General features: G+C 67.3%; 18 protein-coding genes. 8 read left to right on the forward strand and 10 right to left on the reverse strand.

What is annotated here, in order from left to right; genetic code table 11:
• Window positions 1-110 precede the first annotated feature (110 nt).
• Window positions 111-1,229: a glycine oxidase ThiO gene (gene thiO / locus TRD_RS12285; RefSeq protein ID WP_041437351.1), complete on the forward strand. Its 1,119-nt coding sequence runs from the start codon at window positions 111-113 to the stop codon at window positions 1,227-1,229.
• 9 nt (window positions 1,230-1,238) lie between these two features.
• Here the strand turns inward: thiO and TRD_RS12290 are convergent, their stop codons facing one another.
• The 10 genes from TRD_RS12290 to upp form a co-directional block, all read right to left on the reverse strand.
• Window positions 1,239-1,511, reverse strand: coding sequence for a hypothetical protein (locus tag TRD_RS12290; RefSeq protein ID WP_012642914.1), 273 nt, complete (start codon window positions 1,509-1,511; stop codon window positions 1,239-1,241).
• A gap of 274 nt (window positions 1,512-1,785) precedes the next feature.
• Window positions 1,786-2,088, reverse strand: a complete 303-nt coding sequence (locus tag TRD_RS12295) for a hypothetical protein (protein WP_012643149.1) — start codon at window positions 2,086-2,088, stop codon at window positions 1,786-1,788.
• A 377-nt stretch (window positions 2,089-2,465) separates the two neighbouring features.
• A complete protein-coding gene (locus TRD_RS12300; RefSeq protein WP_012642703.1) occupies window positions 2,466-2,813 on the reverse strand; it encodes a hypothetical protein in 348 nt (115 codons plus the stop codon).
• Between the two features lie 435 nt (window positions 2,814-3,248).
• Window positions 3,249-3,566, reverse strand: coding sequence for a hypothetical protein (locus tag TRD_RS12305; protein WP_012642418.1), 318 nt, complete (start codon window positions 3,564-3,566; stop codon window positions 3,249-3,251).
• Between the two features lie 368 nt (window positions 3,567-3,934).
• Complete coding sequence (locus TRD_RS12310) at window positions 3,935-4,246, reverse strand: hypothetical protein (protein WP_012642773.1); 312 nt, start codon at window positions 4,244-4,246, stop codon at window positions 3,935-3,937.
• 9 nt (window positions 4,247-4,255) lie between these two features.
• Window positions 4,256-5,275, reverse strand: coding sequence for a hypothetical protein (locus TRD_RS12315; RefSeq protein WP_012642562.1), 1,020 nt, complete (start codon window positions 5,273-5,275; stop codon window positions 4,256-4,258).
• Window positions 5,276-5,399: 124 nt separating this feature from the next.
• On the reverse strand, window positions 5,400-6,035 hold the full coding sequence (locus TRD_RS13975; protein WP_143714811.1) for a helix-turn-helix transcriptional regulator: 636 nt from the start codon (window positions 6,033-6,035) through the stop codon (window positions 5,400-5,402).
• 219 nt (window positions 6,036-6,254) lie between these two features.
• Window positions 6,255-7,529: an MFS transporter gene (locus TRD_RS12325; protein WP_012642725.1), complete on the reverse strand. Its 1,275-nt coding sequence runs from the start codon at window positions 7,527-7,529 to the stop codon at window positions 6,255-6,257.
• 71 nt (window positions 7,530-7,600) lie between these two features.
• Complete coding sequence (locus TRD_RS12330; RefSeq protein WP_143714812.1) at window positions 7,601-9,652, reverse strand: S8 family peptidase; 2,052 nt, start codon at window positions 9,650-9,652, stop codon at window positions 7,601-7,603.
• A gap of 44 nt (window positions 9,653-9,696) precedes the next feature.
• Window positions 9,697-10,401: a uracil phosphoribosyltransferase gene (gene upp, locus TRD_RS12335; RefSeq protein ID WP_012642886.1), complete on the reverse strand. Its 705-nt coding sequence runs from the start codon at window positions 10,399-10,401 to the stop codon at window positions 9,697-9,699.
• 334 nt (window positions 10,402-10,735) lie between these two features.
• Between upp and TRD_RS12340 the strand changes: the two genes are divergently transcribed.
• The 7 genes from TRD_RS12340 (at window position 10,736) to TRD_RS12370 (ending at window position 20,512) form a co-directional block, all read left to right on the forward strand.
• Window positions 10,736-11,710: a hypothetical protein gene (locus tag TRD_RS12340; protein ID WP_041437354.1), complete on the forward strand. Its 975-nt coding sequence runs from the start codon at window positions 10,736-10,738 to the stop codon at window positions 11,708-11,710.
• On the forward strand, window positions 11,703-15,152 hold the full coding sequence (locus tag TRD_RS12345; RefSeq protein ID WP_012642522.1) for an AAA domain-containing protein: 3,450 nt from the start codon (window positions 11,703-11,705) through the stop codon (window positions 15,150-15,152). Before TRD_RS12340 ends, TRD_RS12345 begins: the two co-directional genes overlap by 8 nt.
• Window positions 15,142-15,756, forward strand: coding sequence for a hypothetical protein (locus TRD_RS12350; protein ID WP_012642894.1), 615 nt, complete (start codon window positions 15,142-15,144; stop codon window positions 15,754-15,756). Before TRD_RS12345 ends, TRD_RS12350 begins: the two co-directional genes overlap by 11 nt.
• A gap of 202 nt (window positions 15,757-15,958) precedes the next feature.
• A complete protein-coding gene (locus TRD_RS12355; RefSeq protein WP_012643212.1) occupies window positions 15,959-17,632 on the forward strand; it encodes an ABC transporter substrate-binding protein in 1,674 nt (557 codons plus the stop codon).
• A 110-nt stretch (window positions 17,633-17,742) separates the two neighbouring features.
• Window positions 17,743-18,687, forward strand: coding sequence for an ABC transporter permease (locus TRD_RS12360; RefSeq protein WP_012642867.1), 945 nt, complete (start codon window positions 17,743-17,745; stop codon window positions 18,685-18,687).
• Window positions 18,688-18,699: 12 nt separating this feature from the next.
• Entirely contained in the window at window positions 18,700-19,593 is an 894-nt protein-coding gene (locus TRD_RS12365; protein ID WP_012642719.1) for an ABC transporter permease, read from the forward strand.
• 16 nt (window positions 19,594-19,609) lie between these two features.
• Complete coding sequence (locus TRD_RS12370; RefSeq protein WP_012642817.1) at window positions 19,610-20,512, forward strand: DUF1028 domain-containing protein; 903 nt, start codon at window positions 19,610-19,612, stop codon at window positions 20,510-20,512.
• Window positions 20,513-20,622 lie beyond the last annotated feature (110 nt).

A 20,622-nucleotide genomic window follows, 5' to 3' on the forward strand; every position in this document is an offset into this window, starting at 1 on the left:
CAACCGAGCTGCCGGGACTCGACCGGTCGGTCCACTGCCCGCTCGCGCCGCGTCGATCGGTTGCCGCGGACGCCGCGGTGCGGGACAATCAGCGGGGAAGGGAGCCGAGCGTGTCTCAGTCTGCTTCGGTCGTCATCGTCGGCGGCGGGATCATCGGCTGCGCGATCGCTGCCGAGCTCGTTCAGCGTGGCTGGCGGAGCGTTCGCGTCCTCGAGCGTGCCACGGTCGGCGGCCAAGCCGTCATCGCCTACGCCGGACTGCTGGCTCTTCCCGGCAGCGGATCGACCGATGACCCCCTTTCCGAGCTCGGTGCCGCGAGCCTGGCTCGCTTCCCTGCGGTCGCTGCCGACCTGCGCGAGCGCACCGGTATCGACGTGGAACTTCGCCACACCGGTGGTCTCGTCCTGGCCATGACTGCTGACGAAGAGACGGCGCTCCGGGCCGCTCTCCCGGTCCTCCGCGGGCGGGACGCTGCCTGTTGCTGGCTCGACCAGCACGAGCTCCGGCACCTGGAACCCGCCGTCTCTCCGCTCTTCCGCGGCGCCCTACTCCTCCCCTACGAGCACCAGGTCCTAAGTCCACGTCTGGTCGAGGCCTATGCGCGTGCCGCCGCCCTCGGGGGTGCCCGTATCGAGGAAGGAGTGGAAGTGATCGGTTTCGAGCGCGACAGCGACCGCGTCGTCGCAGTCCGCACGCGCACCGACCGCATCGCGGCCGAGCACGTCATCATCGCCGCTGGCGCCTGGAGCGGCGCGCTCGCTGCCCTACTCGGTGTTCCACTTCCGCTCGGCCCGCTGCGCGGCCAACTGGTTCGCCTCCACGCCTGGGATACCCGGATTCGCCACACTCTGTACCGCGGCGACCTCTATCTCGCCGTCAAGGCCGACGGAACCGTCGCAGTCGGCTCCACCGAGGAACTGGCAGTGTACGACCGTCGGCCGACGCTCGAGGGAGTGCGCCAGCTGGTGACGTTCGTTCACGAGACGGTGCCGGCCCTCGGCCGGGCGGCTTTCCTCGAGGCACTGGCTGGTCTCCGGCCCTGGTCAGCCGATGACCTCCCCGTCCTCGGACGCCTTCCTGGGTACGAGAACGTCTGGGTCGCCAGCGGGCACGCCCGGCACGGTGTTCTGCTGAGCCCGATCACCGCGTTCCTGATGGTCGAGCTGCTGGAAGGGAAGCAGCCAGCGCTCTCGCTCGCCCCCTTCGACCCCGCCCGCTTCGCCCGCTGACCGCTCCCGTTACCGTGACGCGCGCCGTTGCCAGGCGGTCGCGGCCAGCACGGCGAGTGCACCGACGAGGAATCCCAGCGCTGCCAGCAGCAGCCCGTCCCGCCAGGCTGCGGGACTGCCGCCCGCAGCGAGTACGGCGAGAGCGCCGGACAGGAACGCCCCGGCGGCCACACCGACCAGACTCTGGCCGAGCGACCAGCTGCGGCGCAGCGTCGCCAGCCGGATAGCGACGAGCACCAGCAGAAGAACCGGAAGCCCGACGAAGACGATCGACCAGTCCATCGTCGTCACCTCCTTCCCGCGCAGGGTCGATCCTGTCTCGATATGAGCCGGATACCAGCGCGACCGGCTCGCCGAGCGTGCAGGCGGGCCAGCCTATGCCCCGCGATGTGAGCCGGTATCGGCGAGTGCGGTCCCGCACGTTCCAGCAACAGCACCAGCGTCCGGGCACATCCTTCCGTCGAGCCGTGACCTCCTCCCGTCGGCATCCCGACCGTTCCTCGACGAGCGGCCAGCCGGTCTCGTAAAGCGGCTCCGCTCGGCTCGCACACGTCCGTCAGTGCGTGTTGCCAGAAGCATGCTTCGCACACTCGCGCCGGGCGTGCCCGAGCGCCCCGACGCGGTACGCGAGCCCCGCCACCGGCAAGCGCGTCGTGAGCGTCGCCTCTGCCCAGAGCGGTAAGCCGGCCCACAGCGTCTCTCCGCTGCGGAGACGGTCCCAGAGAAACCAACCGCCCCAGATGGCGATGATGCTCCAGTGCACGATGTCCCCGACCCGAAGGCGCCGGATGGCCATGAGCACGTCGGTGACGATTGCAGCCAGAACGAGCGTCATGCCGAGCACGAACGCAGCGAGCATCGGACACCTCTCCGAACGAACGCGTCTCATCTGCAGGAGCCCAGCCGAGCGCCGCGCCTCCCTCACGGTCCCCACGGCGGATCTTGCCAACAACAGTTGCACCACCAGACGCAGGCGCGCATCGGGCAAGCCGGGCAGGCGCTGGCCAGGCAGGTCGTGCTTGCGAGGTTGCTGATGAGCGTGCACGAATTCCCACGCCGGCGAAGGCAACAGGCGTGTGCCTTACAGCGTAAGCCAGGTCGTCCGTTCGAGGTGCCGCCGCTCCACTGGGCAGGTCTCCCCAGCGTGCTCCTCGCTGCTTGTCTGGTGTCTGCCCCCTTTCTGGAGAGCTCATTCGATGAAGGCACCTTCCGCCGCTCAACGGAACTTGACGAACATTATCCCAGCCCAGAACGGGAACCGGTTGGAGGCTGCTCATCCAGCTTTCCTGCCAGTCGCTCCTTCCGCCGCTCCCACAGCATCGAGGCCAGTCCGAACCAGACGACCGCGATCACGAACCAGCTCGAGGACGAGGGGCCGTTGGCGCAGACGTCCTGCACGTGGCTGTGCATGCCGACGGCGAGACCACCGAGCAGCAGAGCGGTCAGGATGAGCCGGAACGGCCGCCACCGCAAGGTTTTCCAGCGACGGGGTAGGTCGAGACCGATGAGGAACAACGCTATTGCGATGGGGCTCACGAAGAGGACGATCGCCAGCGTGCTCAGGACGTCGTCGAGGCTCTGCATACCCGACCCCCTACTGCTTGAGATCCCATCGTAGGCCCTCTGGACAACACTCCGTGCACATGATGCAAGCCCAAAACAGACAGAAGGGGCATAAAAGCGCGATGCCGAGTAGGCATATGGCACATCCGTAGCGGAGTCCGCACTGCACGCACGGTACGAAGCATCCGCGGCCGCAATACTCCGAGAGCTTGCCGAGGTTCACCCGGCAGCACCGCTGGCCGGGCTACCAGCCCGGCTGGCAACTCGCCGGACCGGACGTCCCCTCTGCTGCCTCGTCCCCCGGGTCATCCGGCGGACCCACCCAGCAGCCCGGTCGACGGTCAGCAGCTTCTCGTCGCCGCAACTCGCACGAGTCCCGTCGCAGTCTAGGCAACCCACGCTCCCCGCTCGCCTCCCCCGCCCCGACCGGGACGAGCCAAGCCCTCGCCAGGTGACCTAGGCCACCCCCGGCGCGCGGGAACGCTGTTCGAGCCGCCACCCCGCTGCCACCGCTACCACCACCGCTGCCAGCGCGAGCGCCCCGCGCACCCCGAGCGGACTCCCCGGCAACTCCGTATCCCAGACCGGCCCCTGCCGCATCCCGTGCCACCAGGCAACCGCGAGCAGCCATGTCACGACGAGCTCGTACGCCCAGTCCAATTTCCGGAACTGCCGAAAGCGCCGCGCCACCCAGCGCACGTGAACCAGCGACAGGAGCCCGAGGCTACCGAAATAGCAGATGGCTGAGTAGATCGGGTACCACTGCTCCCACATCGTCCCGATTCCTCCACTGCAACATTCCGCTCACGGCCCCCAGGGTGGATCGTTCCAACAACAATTGCACCACCACACGCAGGACCGGAATACACAGCTGGCACACACGATGAGCAGACAAGAAGGACCACCGAGATTGCCGAAGCGGCAAGGCCGATCCAAACACCAGCCTCCCCGTACCGCTCCGCCAGGAGCGAAGTGAACGCAAGGGTAGCCCGCTCGAACGCGTCCGTCGCACCATCCGCCGCCGGTCGACTGCGGGGACACCCTCAGCTCAGCCGATCCCACCCGCAGACCTAGGCAGTCTTCCCTGTGGCCAACCACTACTCAGACACAGCGTACCAACCGCTCGCCGACCCCGGCAACGATCAAGGACTTGCGTCTCTTTCCGAACCGCGTCGCCGACTCCGCATCCAGTTCACGAACATCCACAAGGGTGTTGCCAACATCACCGTCACGTACAAGCCCAAGCCCACCCAGTCGAGCCACCCTCGCAGCTGAAAAAGAGACCGCCCGAAGTCAAGCTTCCATCCGTACCATCCGATCCAATACAGCAACACGACCGAGGTGACCACAGCCCACCAAATCCGTCGCGCACGGACCATCTGCACGACGAGCATGCCCAGATAGACGAAGCAGACAACCCAGACGATGATCAAGAGGAGCGCGCCAAGCCCCATCGCAACCCCCTATGGCCCCCAAGGTGGTGACTCGGGACAGCAAGTCCGACAAAAGCGGCAAGCCTGGTACACCACATAGGGACAAAAGACGAACAGACAAATGAGACACGGGGTACACCCTTCAACAGTCCGGATAAACGCACAGGACAAGCAAGGGACCCAACAGCCCGCACATCTATTTTCGATCTCGCGCAGATTAACACCGCAACATCGCTGGCAGGGCCAGTAACCCGGTGGGCAGCCGGCCAACCCGAAGTCACCCCCACCAGCGCCCGCCGGATACTGCACCACCCCACCCGCACTCACCGCCCGCAGCTCGGCGACCTCCCCTACCACGCGGTAGCGCAGCGCTTCAATTCGCCCTGCGTCGTCCCGGTACGCCACCACCACCTCGTCGTCGGGCAGCACCCCCGCCAGGGCCCACAGCGTCCGCCCGTCGGCCAGCCGGTGCTCGGCTGCCTGCACCTCGGCCAGCTCTGCCGCACCGAGTACTGCCCGAAGGTCAGGCCCGGCCACGAGCTCCGCCAGGAGTTTCTCCCCAGCTGCCGGATCGAGCAGGCTCGTCTTTATCGGCTCCACCGCCCACCACGGGCGCTCTTCCCCCGCTCCCTGGGCATGCACCCCACCCGGCACCGCCAGCTTCCCGCTCACCAGAAGCCCGAGCGCGGCGCCGAGTCCAGCCAGCCGCCCGAGTACTCGCCGCCGCGTCAGCACCGGACCCGCTCCCGCTGGCGAAGCCAGGTCCCCTAGCTCCCTCGCCAGTGCCAGCCCCCGCCGCACCCCCAGCAGCCGTACGAGCTCGAGCACCAGCCGCCGCCCGGTCAGTGCCCGGACCGCTCCCTCCCCCTCCACCGCAAAGAGCACCGGCTCCCACGGCGCCCCGGCCCCCAAGAGCCGCTCCCGCCAGGCCGCCACCTCCGGGTCGCGCAGGCTCCGCGCCACCAGCCGCCCCGCCCCCAGCGCGACCACCCGCTCGGCGAGCGCCCGGCAACGCCCGCAAGCTCCGTCGTAGGCCAACACCCACTGCATGCGCAGACCTCCTTCGAGTGATACCGTGTCTATTGCCACTATCCCACCGGGTCGGGTGCTCTTTCCAGTCACCTTTGGATGACAGCGCTGTCATCCGGCCGAGCGCTCCCTCCACTCGGCTCGCTCAGGGGGCCAGCAAGCCACGCTGGCGAGCTGCCGCGACCACCGCGCCCCGCCCAGGCGTGACCCCGAGCTTGTGAGCCAGCCGCCGCACCCGCGCCTTGACGGTCGCCGGTGCCACGCCCAGCCGCCCGGCGATCGCTGCATAGGTGAGATCCCACTCGGCCAGGAGCGGCAGGAGCCGCTCCTCTGCCGGACTCAGCCTCGGACGACCTACTCGCTCGCGCCACAGCGCAGCCAGCTGGGCTGCCGCTCTCGGCCCGGCGAGCAGGAGCGGGCTCTGCGTGAGGAGCGCGATCACCGCGGGCAGCAGTGCCCGGTCCAGGTCGTCCCAAGTGAGGACTCCCCGGAGCGGCAACCCGGAGTTCAGGAGCGTCGCGACGAGCTGGACAGGGAGTGCGCGCGCCAGAAGCACGCTCGGAGCCCGCTGCACTAGCTCTCCGAGCGCCGGGTCGAGCGGTTCGCGCAAGAGACCGGCCCCGAGGACGACGAGGTCGGGGCGCCAGGTCACAGCGAGCTGGGCGGCGGTGGCAAGATCAGCGGCCAGCTGGACGGCTGTGATTCCCGAGCAACCGGCCAGCTGGGCAGCCAGCTCCTGCCAGCCGAGCGCGTCGTCCCGGACAAGCAGGGTGCGCACCATCGCCAGTCCCTTCGAGAGAGTCGGTCGGTTGTCCGAACGATACCACCCGCTCTGCCGTTCCGGCAAGTGAGGGAGGACAGCATCCGACCGCTCTCGCCGACTGCCGGCCTGCACGGAGCGATCCACGACAGCACAGGGTGGGCGACGTGGGTCACTCCTCGTCGCTTGCGTGGAGTTTCCGAGTCGGCTCCCTGGTGGGAACGACGGGACGCTCGTCCCTCAGTCGCGCCCGGACTCGAGGACAGCTCGTCGCTCGGCTCGCTCGAGTGGCGAAAGCGTCCGCGCGACCCACGCGACCGTCACCGCCAGCGCAAGACCGATCACGAGGAAAGGTGCGTGAAGCCCGAGCGCGGCCGCGAGCGCTGTTCCCACTAACGGACCGACGAAGGCTCCCAGCGATGATGCCGTTGTCGTGAACCCGTAAATGGTCCCGCGCCGCCCTTCGGGCGTAAGCCGCGCGACCAGGGCGTTCGCGGTCGGCAGTATGCCGCCGGAGGCGATGCCGAAGAGCGCCTGCAACACGATGACCTGCCACACCTGAGTCGTCAGCCCCAGCGGGAGGAAGGTGGCGGCCGCCAGCGCGCCGCTGGCGATCAGCAACGGTCGCTGGCCGATCCGGTCGCTCAGTCGGCCCAGTCCGACCGATGCGACCGCGCTGGTCATCCCGCTCACCCCCATCGCCAGCCCGGCGAGGGAATTGACCGCCGAGGAACCGCGTGCCAGCTGCGCGACGAGGAGCGGGACGATCGGCTGCAGCGCCATGCTAGCTGCCCGCAAGGCGAACAGGCTGACCACGATTCCGAGCAGCGCCGGCGCCAGCAACAGCTGCCAGGTCTCGCCACCTGTCTCACCGTGGCCGGCTCGTCGCGGCGGCGGCTCGAAACGCTCTTCGACCAGGAACGCGACGAGCAGCGCCGAGACGAGGAGGAGACTCCCAGCCAAAACGAACGTCGCCCGGTAGCCGATCTGGTCCGCCAGTACCCCGCCGATCAGCGGGCCCACGGCCGAACCCGAGAAGACTGCCATCTGCATGAGACCCAGCCCGAAGCCGAGCCGCTCCCTGGGAACGGTCGAGGCAGCCAGCGTCGTCGACGCAGTGACTGTGCCGGTGAACCCGCCCTCGACGAGCCGCAGGACGAAGAGCTGCCAGGGGCTGGTGGCCAGCGCCATCAGACCGATCGTGAGCGAGCCGGCGACCATCGCGCGCAGCACCATCAACTTGCGCCCGTAGCGGTCGGCCAGAGCGCCCCACAGCGGCGCGGTGATCGCCATGACCGCGGCTCCGCCAGCGTTGATCGCTCCGGCCCAGAGGACCTGCGTTTCGAGGTTCCTCGCGCCGAGTTCGGCGACGAAGAACGGCAAGAAGGGCGTCCGGAGGCTGAACCCGATGATCGTCAGCGTTTGGGCGAGCCAGAGTGCGCCGAGTGTTCGCTGCCAGTTCGGAGCGCTGCCCAGTGCAGCACCAGCTACTGGCGCCTTCGCGCCTGGTCGCACTGTCCCCGTACTCCCCTCCGCCGACCCGACAGACTCTCTGCCAGGTCGGCCAGGGGACAGTCTACGCCGCTTCAGCCGCGTCCGCTACCGTCCACCGGGGCCATCGCCGCAGGGTCACTGGCTGGCGGCTGGTCCGGTAGTGCGCCGTACCGCCAGCGGTAGTAGTGCTGCCCCACGTTGCCGAGCTCCACGCGCCAGCCAGGAAGGTTCTCCGGCGTATACGTCAGGCAACGACGCTCGAAGCACTGGACCAGCACGTCCCGTACCACTCCGCCCACCGTGACCCGTGCCCAGTACGCTTCCGTGATCGGGAAGCCGGTGATCGCAAACGGCGGCCAAAACAGGTCAGCCGTCTCGAAACGGCCGCCGGTATAGACGACATCCCGCCCCTGCAAGAACTCCCAGAAGACCGAAGCGACGCGATGGCCTGTTTCCGGCACGAGCGGTCCGGCCCGTACGCCGTAGCCAGCGAGACGCTGCTCGTTCCCGACTCGGCCGCTCCGATCGATCGTCTGCGTGATCAGCTCTCCTTCTTCGAGCGGTGGCAGAGCCAGCACGGCAGCGAGCGTCGCGTATGTCGGACCGAGCCGATCGTCCGGATCACCAGCGACCGGGATGCTGGCTGGCGAACGTGGGACGAACCGCCTGTCTCCCACTTGTTCCATGCCGCTGATCAGTTCGCGGGCGAGCAACCCCGAGGTCACTGCCCACGGATCCTCGGGAGAACGATCGGGGTCGGTGAGTTCCAGGCGCGCCTTGTCGAAATAGGCCACCGCGCGCGTTCCGGCGCGCGTCTCCGCATACGGCTCGCGGCCGACCGCGAAGGCGCTGGGGCCCCACACCCACGAGCGGGTCGCCTGTCCGGCTGCCACCGGGAGATCAGCCCGCTGCCACGTCTGGGCGAAGCGCCGCAGCACTGCGCGCTCGACCGCACCCCTGGCCGAGAGGAGTCCGCTGCCAGCCCCTGGCTGGCCCGGCGGATCCAGCGGGGACGCCGTCTCGCGCAGAGTCTGCCGCACCCACTCCACGCTGCTGTCCGGCGCGATGGAACGAACCAGCGCTGCTGCCGCGCTCACCATCGGCGCCGCGAAGGAGGTACCCGTCCGCCGGTCCCATCCGGGCTCTTGCCCGTCCCAGCTCGTCGTCAGCACGTTCTCGGCTGGTGCGACCAGGTCGACCCGCGTTAGCCGCGAGGTAAAGCTGGCCAAGCGCTTGCCATCGGCCGTCGCACCGCCCACCGCGACCACCTCAGGATAACTGGCCGGGAAGGTCACACTGTCGGGCGTGTTGCCTGCCGCCGCGACGACCACGATGCCTCGCGCGTACGCTTGCTCGATCGCGCGTTCCAGCGCACCGCTCGGCGTATCCGCCCCCAGGCTCAAGTTGATCACCTGCACGCCGCGCTCGATCGCTCCGTAGACCGCTTCCGCGATCAAGAGCGAACTCGCACCGATCTGATCGCCGACCTTGAGCGGCACGATCTTGACACCCGGTGCACCGCCCACCATTCCGCGCCCATCAGCCGCAGCCGCGATGACTCCCGCCACCGCCGTCCCATGCCCGACCTCGTCGTCCGGATCAGGATCGCGTCGTAGGTAGTCGTATCCCGGCAGCAGCTTTCCTGCCAGATCCGGATGACGCGCTGCCACCCCGGAATCGATCACCGCGACAGACACCTCCGCCCGGCCGATCGTGTCGTCCCAGGCCGTCGGAAAGCCGGCCACCGTCAACCACTCTTGCTGGGCGACCAGCGGATCGGCTGGTGTCCACTGGTAGAACAGGCGCACCGCCGGCTCCAGCCCAGTGACTCCCGGCCGTCCCATCAGACGCACGATCCAATCGGCAGCAGTCGCCGGCTGATCGAAGCGGAGCCGCCACCACTGCCCATCCGGATCGATCGGTTCCAGTCGAGCGGGGAGATCAGCTAGGCAGAGAGGCTCCGGGTGAGGCTGACGAGCGATAGAGCAGGTTGCGCGTTCGACCGCCACCGCCCATTCCACCGCCTCCGCAAGTGTCGTCTCGTGCGCCTGCGCCCCGTCCAGCGAGCGCGGCGACCCGCCCAGGAGCAGAACCGGGATCAGGAGCCAGGCGAGCAGCCGGGACCGGATCGGCGTCCACCGCATCAGCACCACCGCTCAACCGCTGTTGCCTCGACGCGCTCGGCCGCTCACTGCGTCCCGAACAGCCGGTCTCCAGCATCGCCCAAACCAGGTACGATGAATCCCCGGTCGTCGAGGCGCTCGTCGAGTGCCGCCAGGTAGATCCGCACGTCGGGATCGGCCGAAAGCAGGTGCTGGACACCATAGGGCGCACCGATGATCCCGAGAAATGAGATCGGCCCGCTGTAGGTCTGCCGGAGGAGCTCCACCGTCGCCACGGCCGAACCTCCGGTCGCCAGCATCGGATCGACGATGACGACATGGCGGAGGACATCGAATCGCCCCGGAAGCTTCTTGTAATAGATGGTCGAGCGCAGCGTTTCCTCGTCGCGTCGCGCTCCCACCAGGTAGATCGGTGCAGCGGGGACCAGCTGGCGCACCGGTGCGAGCATGCCGAGTCCGGCCCGCAAGATCGCCAGCACGGCCAGTCCAGCCCGCAGCGCTCCCCCGTCTGCTTCCTCGCCCGTCGGCGAGGGGACCCGGAACGTTTGCAACGGTTCCTCGCGCAGCGCTTCGTAGAGAAGAAACCGCGTCAGCTCGTGCAACACTCGCTCGAACTCGGCTGGCGGCGTGCGCTCGTCGCGCGCGACCGTGAGCAGCGCCGTCACTAACGGATGGTCGAGCACGCGCAACCGTGCTTGCCCCAGGACGTCCTCGCGCCGCGGCTGCGGGACGCCCCGCATCGGAGTTGGATGGACGAGTTGCTCAGCCATGCGTGTCTCCCCTCTGTCGCCGGCACGACCGATCCGCGTGCCGTCCGCTCCCCATCCATCGCCAGCCGCCAGCGGCCGGCTGCGCCACCTCATCCAGCTCGCTCGGCCATAGCCTCTTGAGGCTCCAGTATAACGCGCTCAGCCGCCGGCGAGACAGCTCGCACCTCGATCGAGCGCGGCGTCATTTTCCCCCACGCTCAGCGGCTCGTCCTCGGCCGCCATCAGCCGATGCCACATCGGCGGTTCCACACTCCCGTGCAGCCCTGGACACAGCCCCCGCGCTCGGCTACGATCGCGGTACGAGCAGTGCGTGCACGAGCGGGGGACAACGCGCATGGCGACTCGGCCAGTTCCAGAAGAACCGGCGGCCGCCATCCCTCCAGTGACCGCTGATCGCGAGGCGAGCGAGGCATTGCTCGACCAGGTCCAACAGCGGGTCGAGAAGCTGCGGGACGAGCGCTTCGCCGGCGGCGATCCCGTCGTTTCTCCACGACCCGTCCGGCGCGTGGCCGAAGCACTGCGCGAGGGTGCGATCGCTGCACTGGCTGCCGAGCGTCTCGGTGCCCTCCTCCAGCTCGACGGCGCACTGCTCACGCCGGCCGAAGACCTGGCTCGCGACGAACTGGCTGCCGCCTATCGCGCGCTGGCCACCTGGGATCTCCGCAGCGCTGCCATGAGTCTCGCGCGCGCCGCGAGTTTCGCTCGTTTCGCTGATAACCAGCAGCGCATCGCGCTCGGCTGGGCACTCTACCGGCTCGTCGAAGAGCTCCTCCGTCTCGTGCCTGGCCAGGCCAGAGAAAAAGCGCTGCCGAGCGTGCGTCTCGTCGAGGAACTCCTGCCCACGCTAGACCAACTGCCAGAAGCCGAACGTGCGTTCTACGCTCGCGAGGCCGAGCGCCTGGGCCAAGCCTGGAAGCAGGCCACGACCGACGATCAGGCCTGGTGTGTTTGGGCCCTGTTCCGCGCTCGTGTGGCGCTGCTGCGGAACGAGGGGGCGGAAACCACGCTCGCCTGGCTGCTTCGCCTCGCCCAACGGGCCGGCATCACCAGCGGCCATGCGGACGATGGCCTCCTGACCCTGCTCCAGCGGGCGCAGGCCGTCTTCGCGCTGCTCCTCGACCCTCCCGAGGAGCAAGCAGCCGAACTCCACAAGCTGGCGGCCGAAGCCTGGCCGCGCGATCTCTACCGGGCAATCACTGCCGCCCTGACCGAGGCGTGGGGCGAGGACGCCATCGCGGCCACGCATCGTTTCGCGCTGGCCCTGTACGTTCCAGAATCCAGCCCGGCCGAGGAGTCGCCCGATGCCTGACCACGTGGAATCCGCCAGCGACCGCGCACTCCGCGCCTGGCGAGAACTCGCCGCCAACCCTGGAATCCCACAGTGGCTCGACGTGCCCGTCTTAGTCAAACCAGCTCCCCGCCGCGACGAGCGGCGCAAGCTCGTCCTGCACGCGACCACCGAGGACGATCGTCCCCTGGGCTACTGCACTGTCTACACCAATGAGTGGTACCCGGGCTGTCCAAACCCCAACCCGTTCTCGCACTACTTCCCGGTACTCGCGCATGTCCTCGAGGCACGTGCCCGACGCGGCATCGCGACACCGCTCCGCTTGCAAGTGCTCCGAGCGGTCGCCGCCATCACCGCAAGCGGCTGGCGACAAGTCATCCTCCTCAAGTTCATCGTCGCACCAGAGTACACGGTGACGGGCAGCCTGGTCGAGCAACTCTATCAGTGCCCGCTCCAGGTGTTCTTCGAGCGCTTCCTCGGCCTGCCGCGCGACTTCCGCGAGCGCGAGCCGCAGCCGAGCGACATCCGCGGTCGCGCCATCCACGCTGGCTACCGTCGCGCGCTGGTGACCTTCGCCTCCACCGGTGACCGCCAGCTGGCCGCTGCCGAGTACCGAGCCGCTGTCTGGGCCGAGTGGACGCGCACGATCCAGACGCTGCTCGCCGCCAAAGAGACGAAAGACGGTCTTCCGCCCAAGGATCTGCGCCTCTCTTTCGAGGCAGCGAACTCCATCCTCGATCAGGTCGAGAGGACACTCGATCCGGCTGCCGAACCCTTCGAGCTCTACCTCGAGCGGCTCTTCTACTCCCCCACGAGAGGGCTCTCCGGCCGCGCTGACCGCGTCGAGGTTCCCCTCCACCCAACTGCCTCGCCACTGCGGATCGCCGAGGTCAAGACGCGCTCTTTCCACGCCGAGCGCGACCCGCTCACCGGCGAGAGCGTACCGGGCGGCTTGCAAGCCCTGGCCTACCGCGAAGTCTTGCAGAGCGTCGGGTTCCCGTCCGTCGATGCCGTGGTGGAACTGGTAGACGAAAAACGGCTCTCCGCCGTGCCGCTCGAGCAGCATCCGCTGGTACGGCGACTCCGCCTGGATCTCTCCCGCCGGGACGAGCGCCTCGTCGATCTCATCGCCCAAGCCCGCAACGTCTTCTATTGCATCGCCAGCGGTCTCTTCACCGGCTACGATCGCTACCGGCTCCATGGAGCTACCGAGAACTGGCGCCTGCCGAAGATCATCGGTCAATTCGACTTGCTCAGTGAAGTGCCTCCCTGTAAGCCGTGTGTCGCCCGTTCGCGCCGAGTCTGTGCGCAAGCGCGAGAACCGGACGGGAAGCCACTGAGTGGTCTCTTCCGCTACGCTCCCCCGGCGCTCTTCTCCTATTGGGCCTGGTTCCATCGCCAGCTCAAGGCCGAGGAGCATGCCGAGCGCGAGCGCTTCTTCCACCTCACCCAGACGCCCGCGCCGCTCCTCGAGCAGGAAGGGATCACGTTGAGCGAGCTGCGCTTCCGCCAGCAGGACGGGCAACGCGTCACCTTCGAACGCCCTGGGCGCCGGCTCGACACCCGGATCCGCGAGGACGATACGGTCCTGATCACGCCGCAATGGCCGGACGGGCTCCGCGAGCGCATCCCCCGCCCGGGTGAGCTCTTCTCGGTGGAGGGGACCGTCGTGGCGCTCGGCGAGTACGAGATCACCGTCGAGTTGCGTGATCGGGTACCGCTGACACCCGATGGACACGACCCTCTCTACCGGATCGATCAGCTCACCGGCTGGGACATGCGCGCCTGGCAACTCGAAGGACTGGCCGATTTCTTCGTCTCCTCGATGACCGCAGCATCAGCCCGGGGCCGAGAAATCGACTGGCGGGAACTTCCGGCGCTCACACAGACTGTCCTCGGTCTCCGCCCGCCGAGCCTACCCCAGACCGCGTCGACGCTTCCCGGCTGGCTCGCCGGCGGACTCAACCAGTCGCAACGCCGGGCACTGGCCGCGGCACTCGCGCTCCAGCCGGGTGACCTCTTGCTCGTCCAAGGGCCACCGGGTACCGGCAAAACGGCACTCATCGCCGCGATCGTGCGTGGTCTCCTCGCCCGCGCGCTGCTCGATCCGGCACGACCCGCCGGCCGCCGTCCCGTCCTCGTCCTCACCAACACGCACCGGGCAGCCAACGAGGTGGTACGCAAGGTGCGGCAGGACGTACCCGAAGTTCTCCCCTTCCTCGTCCGCGTCGGCAGCGAGCGCGAGGACATGGAAGAGGAAGTTGCTGCCCAGACACTGGTCGCCCGCAGCGGGCTCTCCGCCCGCGTGCGCCGCCAGCCACCGGACAACGACGAAGCGGCGATCCAACGGTTGCTCGCCTCCAGCCGCCGGGCGCGCACGATCCGCGAGCATGCTGCTGTCTTCGTCGCCACGCTGGGTGCCGCCGACGCAGCCGAGCTGCGCGGACTGACCTTCGAGACCGTCATCGTCGACGAGGCTGGACAAGCCACCGAGCCAGCGTTCCTCCAGGCGCTGCGGCGCCTTCCCTTCGGCTATGCCGGGCGGCTCATCCTCGTCGGCGACGAGAATCAGTTGCCGCCGGTGGTGACCACGTCCGAGTCACCAGCGACGTGGCCCGACGTGGAACGGCTCGGCATCCAACCGGGCGATAGCTTGCGCACCTCCGCCTTCGAACGCCTGCATCGTCGCTATCCCGCTGCCTGTATCCGGCTGACCGAGCAATACCGGATGAATGACCCGATCTGCGACCTGGTGAGTCACGTCTTCTACCAGGACGAGCTGCGTCCAGCCGATCGGCGGATCGCCGACCGCCGCCTGGCGCACTGGTTAGACGAGCTCGGCGTGCCGATCCCTTCAGGGATCATCGGCCAGAGCCCACCGGTCGTCTACCTCGACACGAGCGATGACCCACTCGCTCGCGACAGCGGCGCCGTCTTCTCGGCCGACGACGAGGGACGGACGAACCAGCGCGAAGCCGAACTGATCGCTGCCGTGCTCGCTGAGTTTCTCCGCGACCTGCCCGAGTCGGCCCACCAGACTATCATCGATCAGATCGGCGTCATCTCGCCATACCGGCGCCAGAACACGCTCATCCGCCAAGAGCTCGCCCGCGCTCACCCAGCGCTCGCGCGCCTGCGCGTCGACACGGTCGATCGCTTTCAGGGAGGCGAGCGCGAGATCATCATCGTCAGCTTGGTCAACAGCAACCCAGCGGGCGAGATCGGTTCGCTCCACGCCGAGTGGCGCCGGCTCAACGTCGCGCTGAGCCGCGCCCGCAGCCTGCTCGTCTTCGTCGGCGATCGCCGCACCTTCACGGCTCCAGCCAAGAACGACAGCGAACACGAGGCCCGCGAGCGCTTCCGTGCGGTCTTCGAGCGGATCGAGCACCTGGCTGCTCGCGGCGACGCACGCATCCTCCCGACACGCGATCGCTTCACTGCGGGGCGACGAGATGACCGCTGAACGCCTGGTCATCGACCTGACGGCGCTGGCCGCGCGACTCGCTCGCCTCGGGGAGAACGGCATCGCCTGCATCCACCAGGCGGAACTGGGCGATCCGGAGGCCCTACCGGGCGGTGTCCTGCGTCTGCTCGGCGACCTCGGGTTGCTCGACTCCCCCCGCACCCGGATCCCGCCCTGTCAGGAGCACGATTGCCCCCTGATACCCTCCTGCCCGTACGTCACCGACTTCGCTCGCGATGCATCGTCGTCGCGGAGTGACCGTCCCAAGAGCGGTCGCAAATTCCAGGCGAATGAGCTGACCCGCCAGCTCGTCGCTGACCCCGAACTTCTCGCGCGCTTCCTGCCGAGCCATCCGATCGCCCAGTGGCTCGCCGCGCGCTTCGCTGAGTGTCCGGATTGGACCGTCTTCACCCTCGCCGAGGCCTGGCTCGAGGCAGCGCTCGCCGATCAGGAGCCAGCTGGTACCCCGGCCCAACCGCGTCCGACCGACTTCGCGGGCACGCGGCGGGAGCTCGCGGCTTGCGTCGCGCTTCTCGTCGGCCTCGGCTGGCTGGCCTGGGAGAACGAAGGACGCAATCTGCGCCTCGTCCAGCGCTGGTGGTAAGAAATCGCAGCACTCAGGCTGCACAAATGTCCTCTTCATCGTTGTCATACCGCACGAGACCGACGGCAATCTGGGTTTCTTGTGATCCGATCAGATATCATCACGCACAACGCACACCCGTTTCGGTTGCTGATACTCGATCAGCCCGCTATCATGGCTGACTCGGTACAGGTTGTTGAGGGTGCGTGAAGGGATGCGAGACATGCACGAGAACCAACGGATGACGCGGCGTAACGTCTTGCGGTTGGTCGCGCTCGGAGCCGTCGCCGCGAGCACGAGCGGACTCCTCGCCGCGTGCCGCGTTGGTCAGGCCACACCGACACCGAGCGAGGGTGCGCCCATCGCGTCGCCAGCACCTGGGACTCCGCCAACGGGCCCAGCCAAGACGACGATCGTGGTCGGTCTTCAAGCCGAGCCGGTCACGCTCGATCCGCACCAGGTCACGGACTACAACACGGGTCGCGCGGTCGATCCCATGTTCGAGCGGCTGGTGCGCTTCAAGGACGAGAGCACCGAACTCGAGCCGGGTCTTGCCGAGAAGTGGGACGTCAGCAGCGATGGCCTGACGTATCGCTTCTCGCTGCGCTCCGGCATCACCTTTCACGACGGAACACCGTTCGATGCCGATGCGGTCGTTTTCAGCATCCTCCGGCAGATCGATCCCAACCATCCCTACCACGATACCGGCGAGTTCGCCTATGCAGAGTTCACCTTCGGGAAGGTGCAGTCGGTCAAAGCTGTCGACCCGCAGACGGTCGAGATCGTGTTGAAAGAGCCCTATGCGCCGTTCTTGTCCAATGTCGCCATCCACGCAGCGTCGATCGTCAGCCCGGCCGCCGTGCAGAAGTACGGTCGAGACTTCTCGAAGAACCCGGTCGGTACCGGGCCCTTCCGTTTCGTCGAGTGGAAGCCCGGAGTCGAGGTCATCCTGGAGCGCAACCCCAACTGGTGGGGTGGGCAACCGCAGGTCGAGCGCTTGATCTTCCGACCGATCATCGAGGATCGGGCTCGCCTCACGGAGTTCGAAGCCGGCTCGATCGACTTCATCGTGAACATTCCGCCGGACGACCTGCCTCGTCTCAAACAGTCACCGAATGTGACGGTACTCGAGCAACCGGGCATGCACGTCTGGTACATCGTCTTCAACTGCCGTCGCGAGCCGTTCAACAAGAAGGAAGTCCGCCAGGCGGTCAACTACGCCATCAATAAAGAAGCCATCGTGAACGAGCTGCTCAAGGGGACCGGTGTCTTGGCCAAAGGACCGTTGCCGCCGGTTGTCTGGGGCTACACCGACGCTGTGCCGGACTATCGGTACGATCCAGCCAAGGCGAAGGAGCTCCTGGCCCAAGCCGGTTATCCCAATGGCTTCAAGGTAACGTTCTGGGTCCCCGAATCGGGTTCCGGTATGCAGCAACCCAAAGCGATGGGTGCTGCGATCCAAGCGGACCTCCGCGCAGTCGGAATCGAGGCCGAGATCCAGACCTTCGAGTGGGGCACGTATCTCGACAAGGTACTGGGAAACCCGGACGAACTCCCTGAAATGTTCGAGATGTCCTGGATCGGCGACAACGGTGATCCTGACAACTTCCTGTTCATTCTCCTGAGCGGCGATGCCTGGCCGCCGAACGGCTTCAACATGGGCTATTACAAGAACGAGCAGGTCGACGAGCTCCTGCGGCAGGCACAGCGTCTCAACGATCGCGCCAAGCGCGAGCAGTTGTATCAACAGGCGCTCAAGCTGCTCGTCGAGGATGCTCCGTGGGCCTGGATCGACCACGAGACGCAAATCGTGGCGATGAAGAAGTTCATCCAGGGCTTCAAGCTGCATCCGACCGGCGTGTTCCGGTTCCAGAACGTGACTCTGGCGAGCAGCTGACGGGGGATAATCGACGCTGTGCTGCTTCTGTGCAGGCTTCATCGAACAGCTCGGGGTGGGGCAGGTCGGCGCTCACCACGAGCCGACCCGCGTGAGAGGGCGAAGGCGGCATGGTCGCGTTTCTGATCCGTCGCATCCTCGGACTCGTCCTGGTCTGGCTGGGTGTGACGATCCTGGTTTTCTCCATCATGCACCTTGCACCCGGCGATCCAGCCATGATCATTCTCGGGCCGAAGGCGACGGCGGAATCGCTGGCTCGCCTCCGTCATGAACTGGGACTCGACCAACCGCTGCCGGTCCAGTACCTGCGCTGGCTCGGAAACGTCCTGCAAGGCGACTTCGGACGATCCCTCCAGCTCAAGCGGGACGTCTCCGAGTTGCTCTGGACGCGTTTTCGAGCCACCGCTCTGCTCGCGACAGCAGCGACCGTGATCGCTGTCGCGATCGGCTTGACCGCTGGTGTTGTCTCGGCGACCCGGCAATACAGCGTCTGGGACCGTGCGGCGATGCTCTTGGCCTTGCTCGGTTTCTGCCTTCCCGTCTTCTGGCTCGGTTTGATCCTGCAGATTGGACTGGCCTATCGGCTGCCGGTCTTCCCGGTCTCTGGGATGAATGCGCCGGGCCAGTCCGGGTTCCTCGATACGCTCCATCATCTCGTCCTTCCGGCAGTCACGCTGGGTATCGGCCCTGCTGCCGTGATCGCCCGAATGACCCGCTCGAGCGTGCTCGAGGTCATCCGACAGGACTTTGTCCGGACGGCGCGCGCGAAGGGACTGGCCGAGCGTGTCGTGATCCTTCGGCATGTCCTTCGCAACGCGCTCATCCCGGTCCTGACCATCGTCGGTCTCCAGGTCGGCTACCTCTTTGGTGGCGCGGTGCTCGTCGAGATGGTCTTCTCGTGGCCCGGCCTCGGACTTCTCATGGTCAACGGCATCCTGGCGCGCGACTTTCCGGTTGTCCAGGGTGCAGTGCTGGTCGTGGCGACGACGTACGTGCTCGTCAATCTTCTGGTCGACGTGCTGTACACACTCGTTGATCCGCGCGTCCGAACGTGAGAGCGTGGAACGATGGAGACGGTAAAAGCGCTTCCACTCACCAAGAGCCGACGAGCGTCCCTGAGCGCCTGGCAGCGGTTCCTCAAAGACCGCTGGGCTGTCGCAGCGCTCCTGTTCCTGGCCGTTCTCGCTGTCGTTCTCGTTGTCGGTCCGGCCGTCGCGCCCCACGATCCCCTCAAGACCAACCTCGGCATGCGACTGAAACCCCCCGGTACACCAGGGTATCCTCTCGGTACCGACGAGCTCGGCCGCGACGTGCTGAGCCGGCTCCTGTACGGCGCACGCCCCTCCATCGGTGTCGGTTTCGCGGCTGTCGGTGTCGCCATGCTCGTCGGTGTGCCGATCGGGCTTCTGGCTGGCTACTTCGGTGGACTTCTCGATACCGTCGTCTCCCGTATCGTCGACGTGCTGCTCGCCTTCCCGTACGTGCTCCTCGCCATCGCGATCGTCGCTGCGCTCGGCCCCGGCCTCTTCAACGCGATGTTGGCGGTCGGGATCGCCGGTGTGCCGTACTATGTCCGCATCGTCCGGGCGAGCGCACTCGCGCTCCGTGACCAGGAATTCATCCAGGCGAGTCGCGCGCTCGGTGCCGGTCACGGACGCATTCTGTTCCGTCACGTCTTGCCGAATGCCTTGTCACCGTTGATCGTGGCAGCGACACTCGATGTGGGCTGGATGATCACGGCGGCCGCCGGTCTGAGTTTCCTGGGGCTCGGTGCGCAGCCTCCGCAGCCGGAGTGGGGCGTCATGCTGAGCGACGGGCGACAATACGTCGGTGTCGCTCCCCATCTCGCGCTGGTGCCCGGTTTCGCCATCTTCAGCGTCGTTCTCGCCCTGAACCTGGTCGGCGATGGCTTGCGGGATGCGCTCGACCCGCGGCTACGCGGTGTGACGGCGCAGGAATGAGAAAGGAGCGGAGACGATGCAGCCCTCGACCTTTTCGATCGTTGCGGTCGATCTGGCGACCGGTGAACTGGGAGTCGCTGTCGCCTCCAAGTTCCTCGCCGTCGGTGCCGTCGTCCCCTGGGCGCGTGCCGGCGTCGGCGCCGTCGCCACCCAGTCCTATGCGAACGTCTCCTACGGGCCGACCGGCCTCGAGCTCATGGCAGCTGGCTATTCGGCTAGCGAGACGCTCGCTCGTCTTCTCGCCGACGACCCGGAACGCGAGTTGCGCCAAGTCGGCATCGTCGATGCGCGCGGCGGCACGGCGACCTTCACCGGGAGTGCCTGTCACGCGTGGGCCGGCGGCCGTACGGGGCCAGGGTACGCCGTACAGGGAAACATCCTCACCGGCCCGGAAGTGGTCGACGCCATGGCCCATGCCTTCGAGACGACCGAGGGCCCACTGGCAGCGCGTCTTCTGGCAGCACTGGCGGCTGGCGACGCAGCGGGAGGAGACCGGCGTGGGAAACAATCCGCTGCGCTCCTCGTCGTCAAGGAGCGCGGCGGCTACGGCGGCTACACCGATCGCTTCATCGACCTCCGGGTCGACGATCATCCCGAGCCAGTCGCTGAACTCCAGCGTCTGTATGGAATCTGGCGCCTCTATTTCGAGAAGCCGAAGCCAGAAGATCGCCTCTCGCTCGAAGGCGCCGTGCTCGTCGAGCTCCAGGAACTCATGCGCGCTCTCGGCTACTACCAGGGACCGGTGCACGGCCAGTGGGACGAGGCAACGCGCCGCGCTTATGCCACGCTCATCGGCAACGAGAACTTCGAGGAGCGGATCCCGCTCGATGCCGACTGGATCGACCGGGCTGTCCTGGAGTATCTCCGGGCTCTCGCTCACCGACGCGAGACGCCCAACGCAGGGGGTGTTGCGCACTGACTTCCCCCGGCTGCCAAGGCAGTCGGTCGCGACGAGGAGGTTGCACTGCGTGCCGAGGGTGCGAGCGTTGCGAACGCTCGCACCCTCCAGCGATTCACCACAAACCACGC

The sequence above is a fragment of the Thermomicrobium roseum DSM 5159 genome, from assembly GCF_000021685.1.
Taxonomy (GTDB): domain Bacteria; phylum Chloroflexota; class Chloroflexia; order Thermomicrobiales; family Thermomicrobiaceae; genus Thermomicrobium; species Thermomicrobium roseum.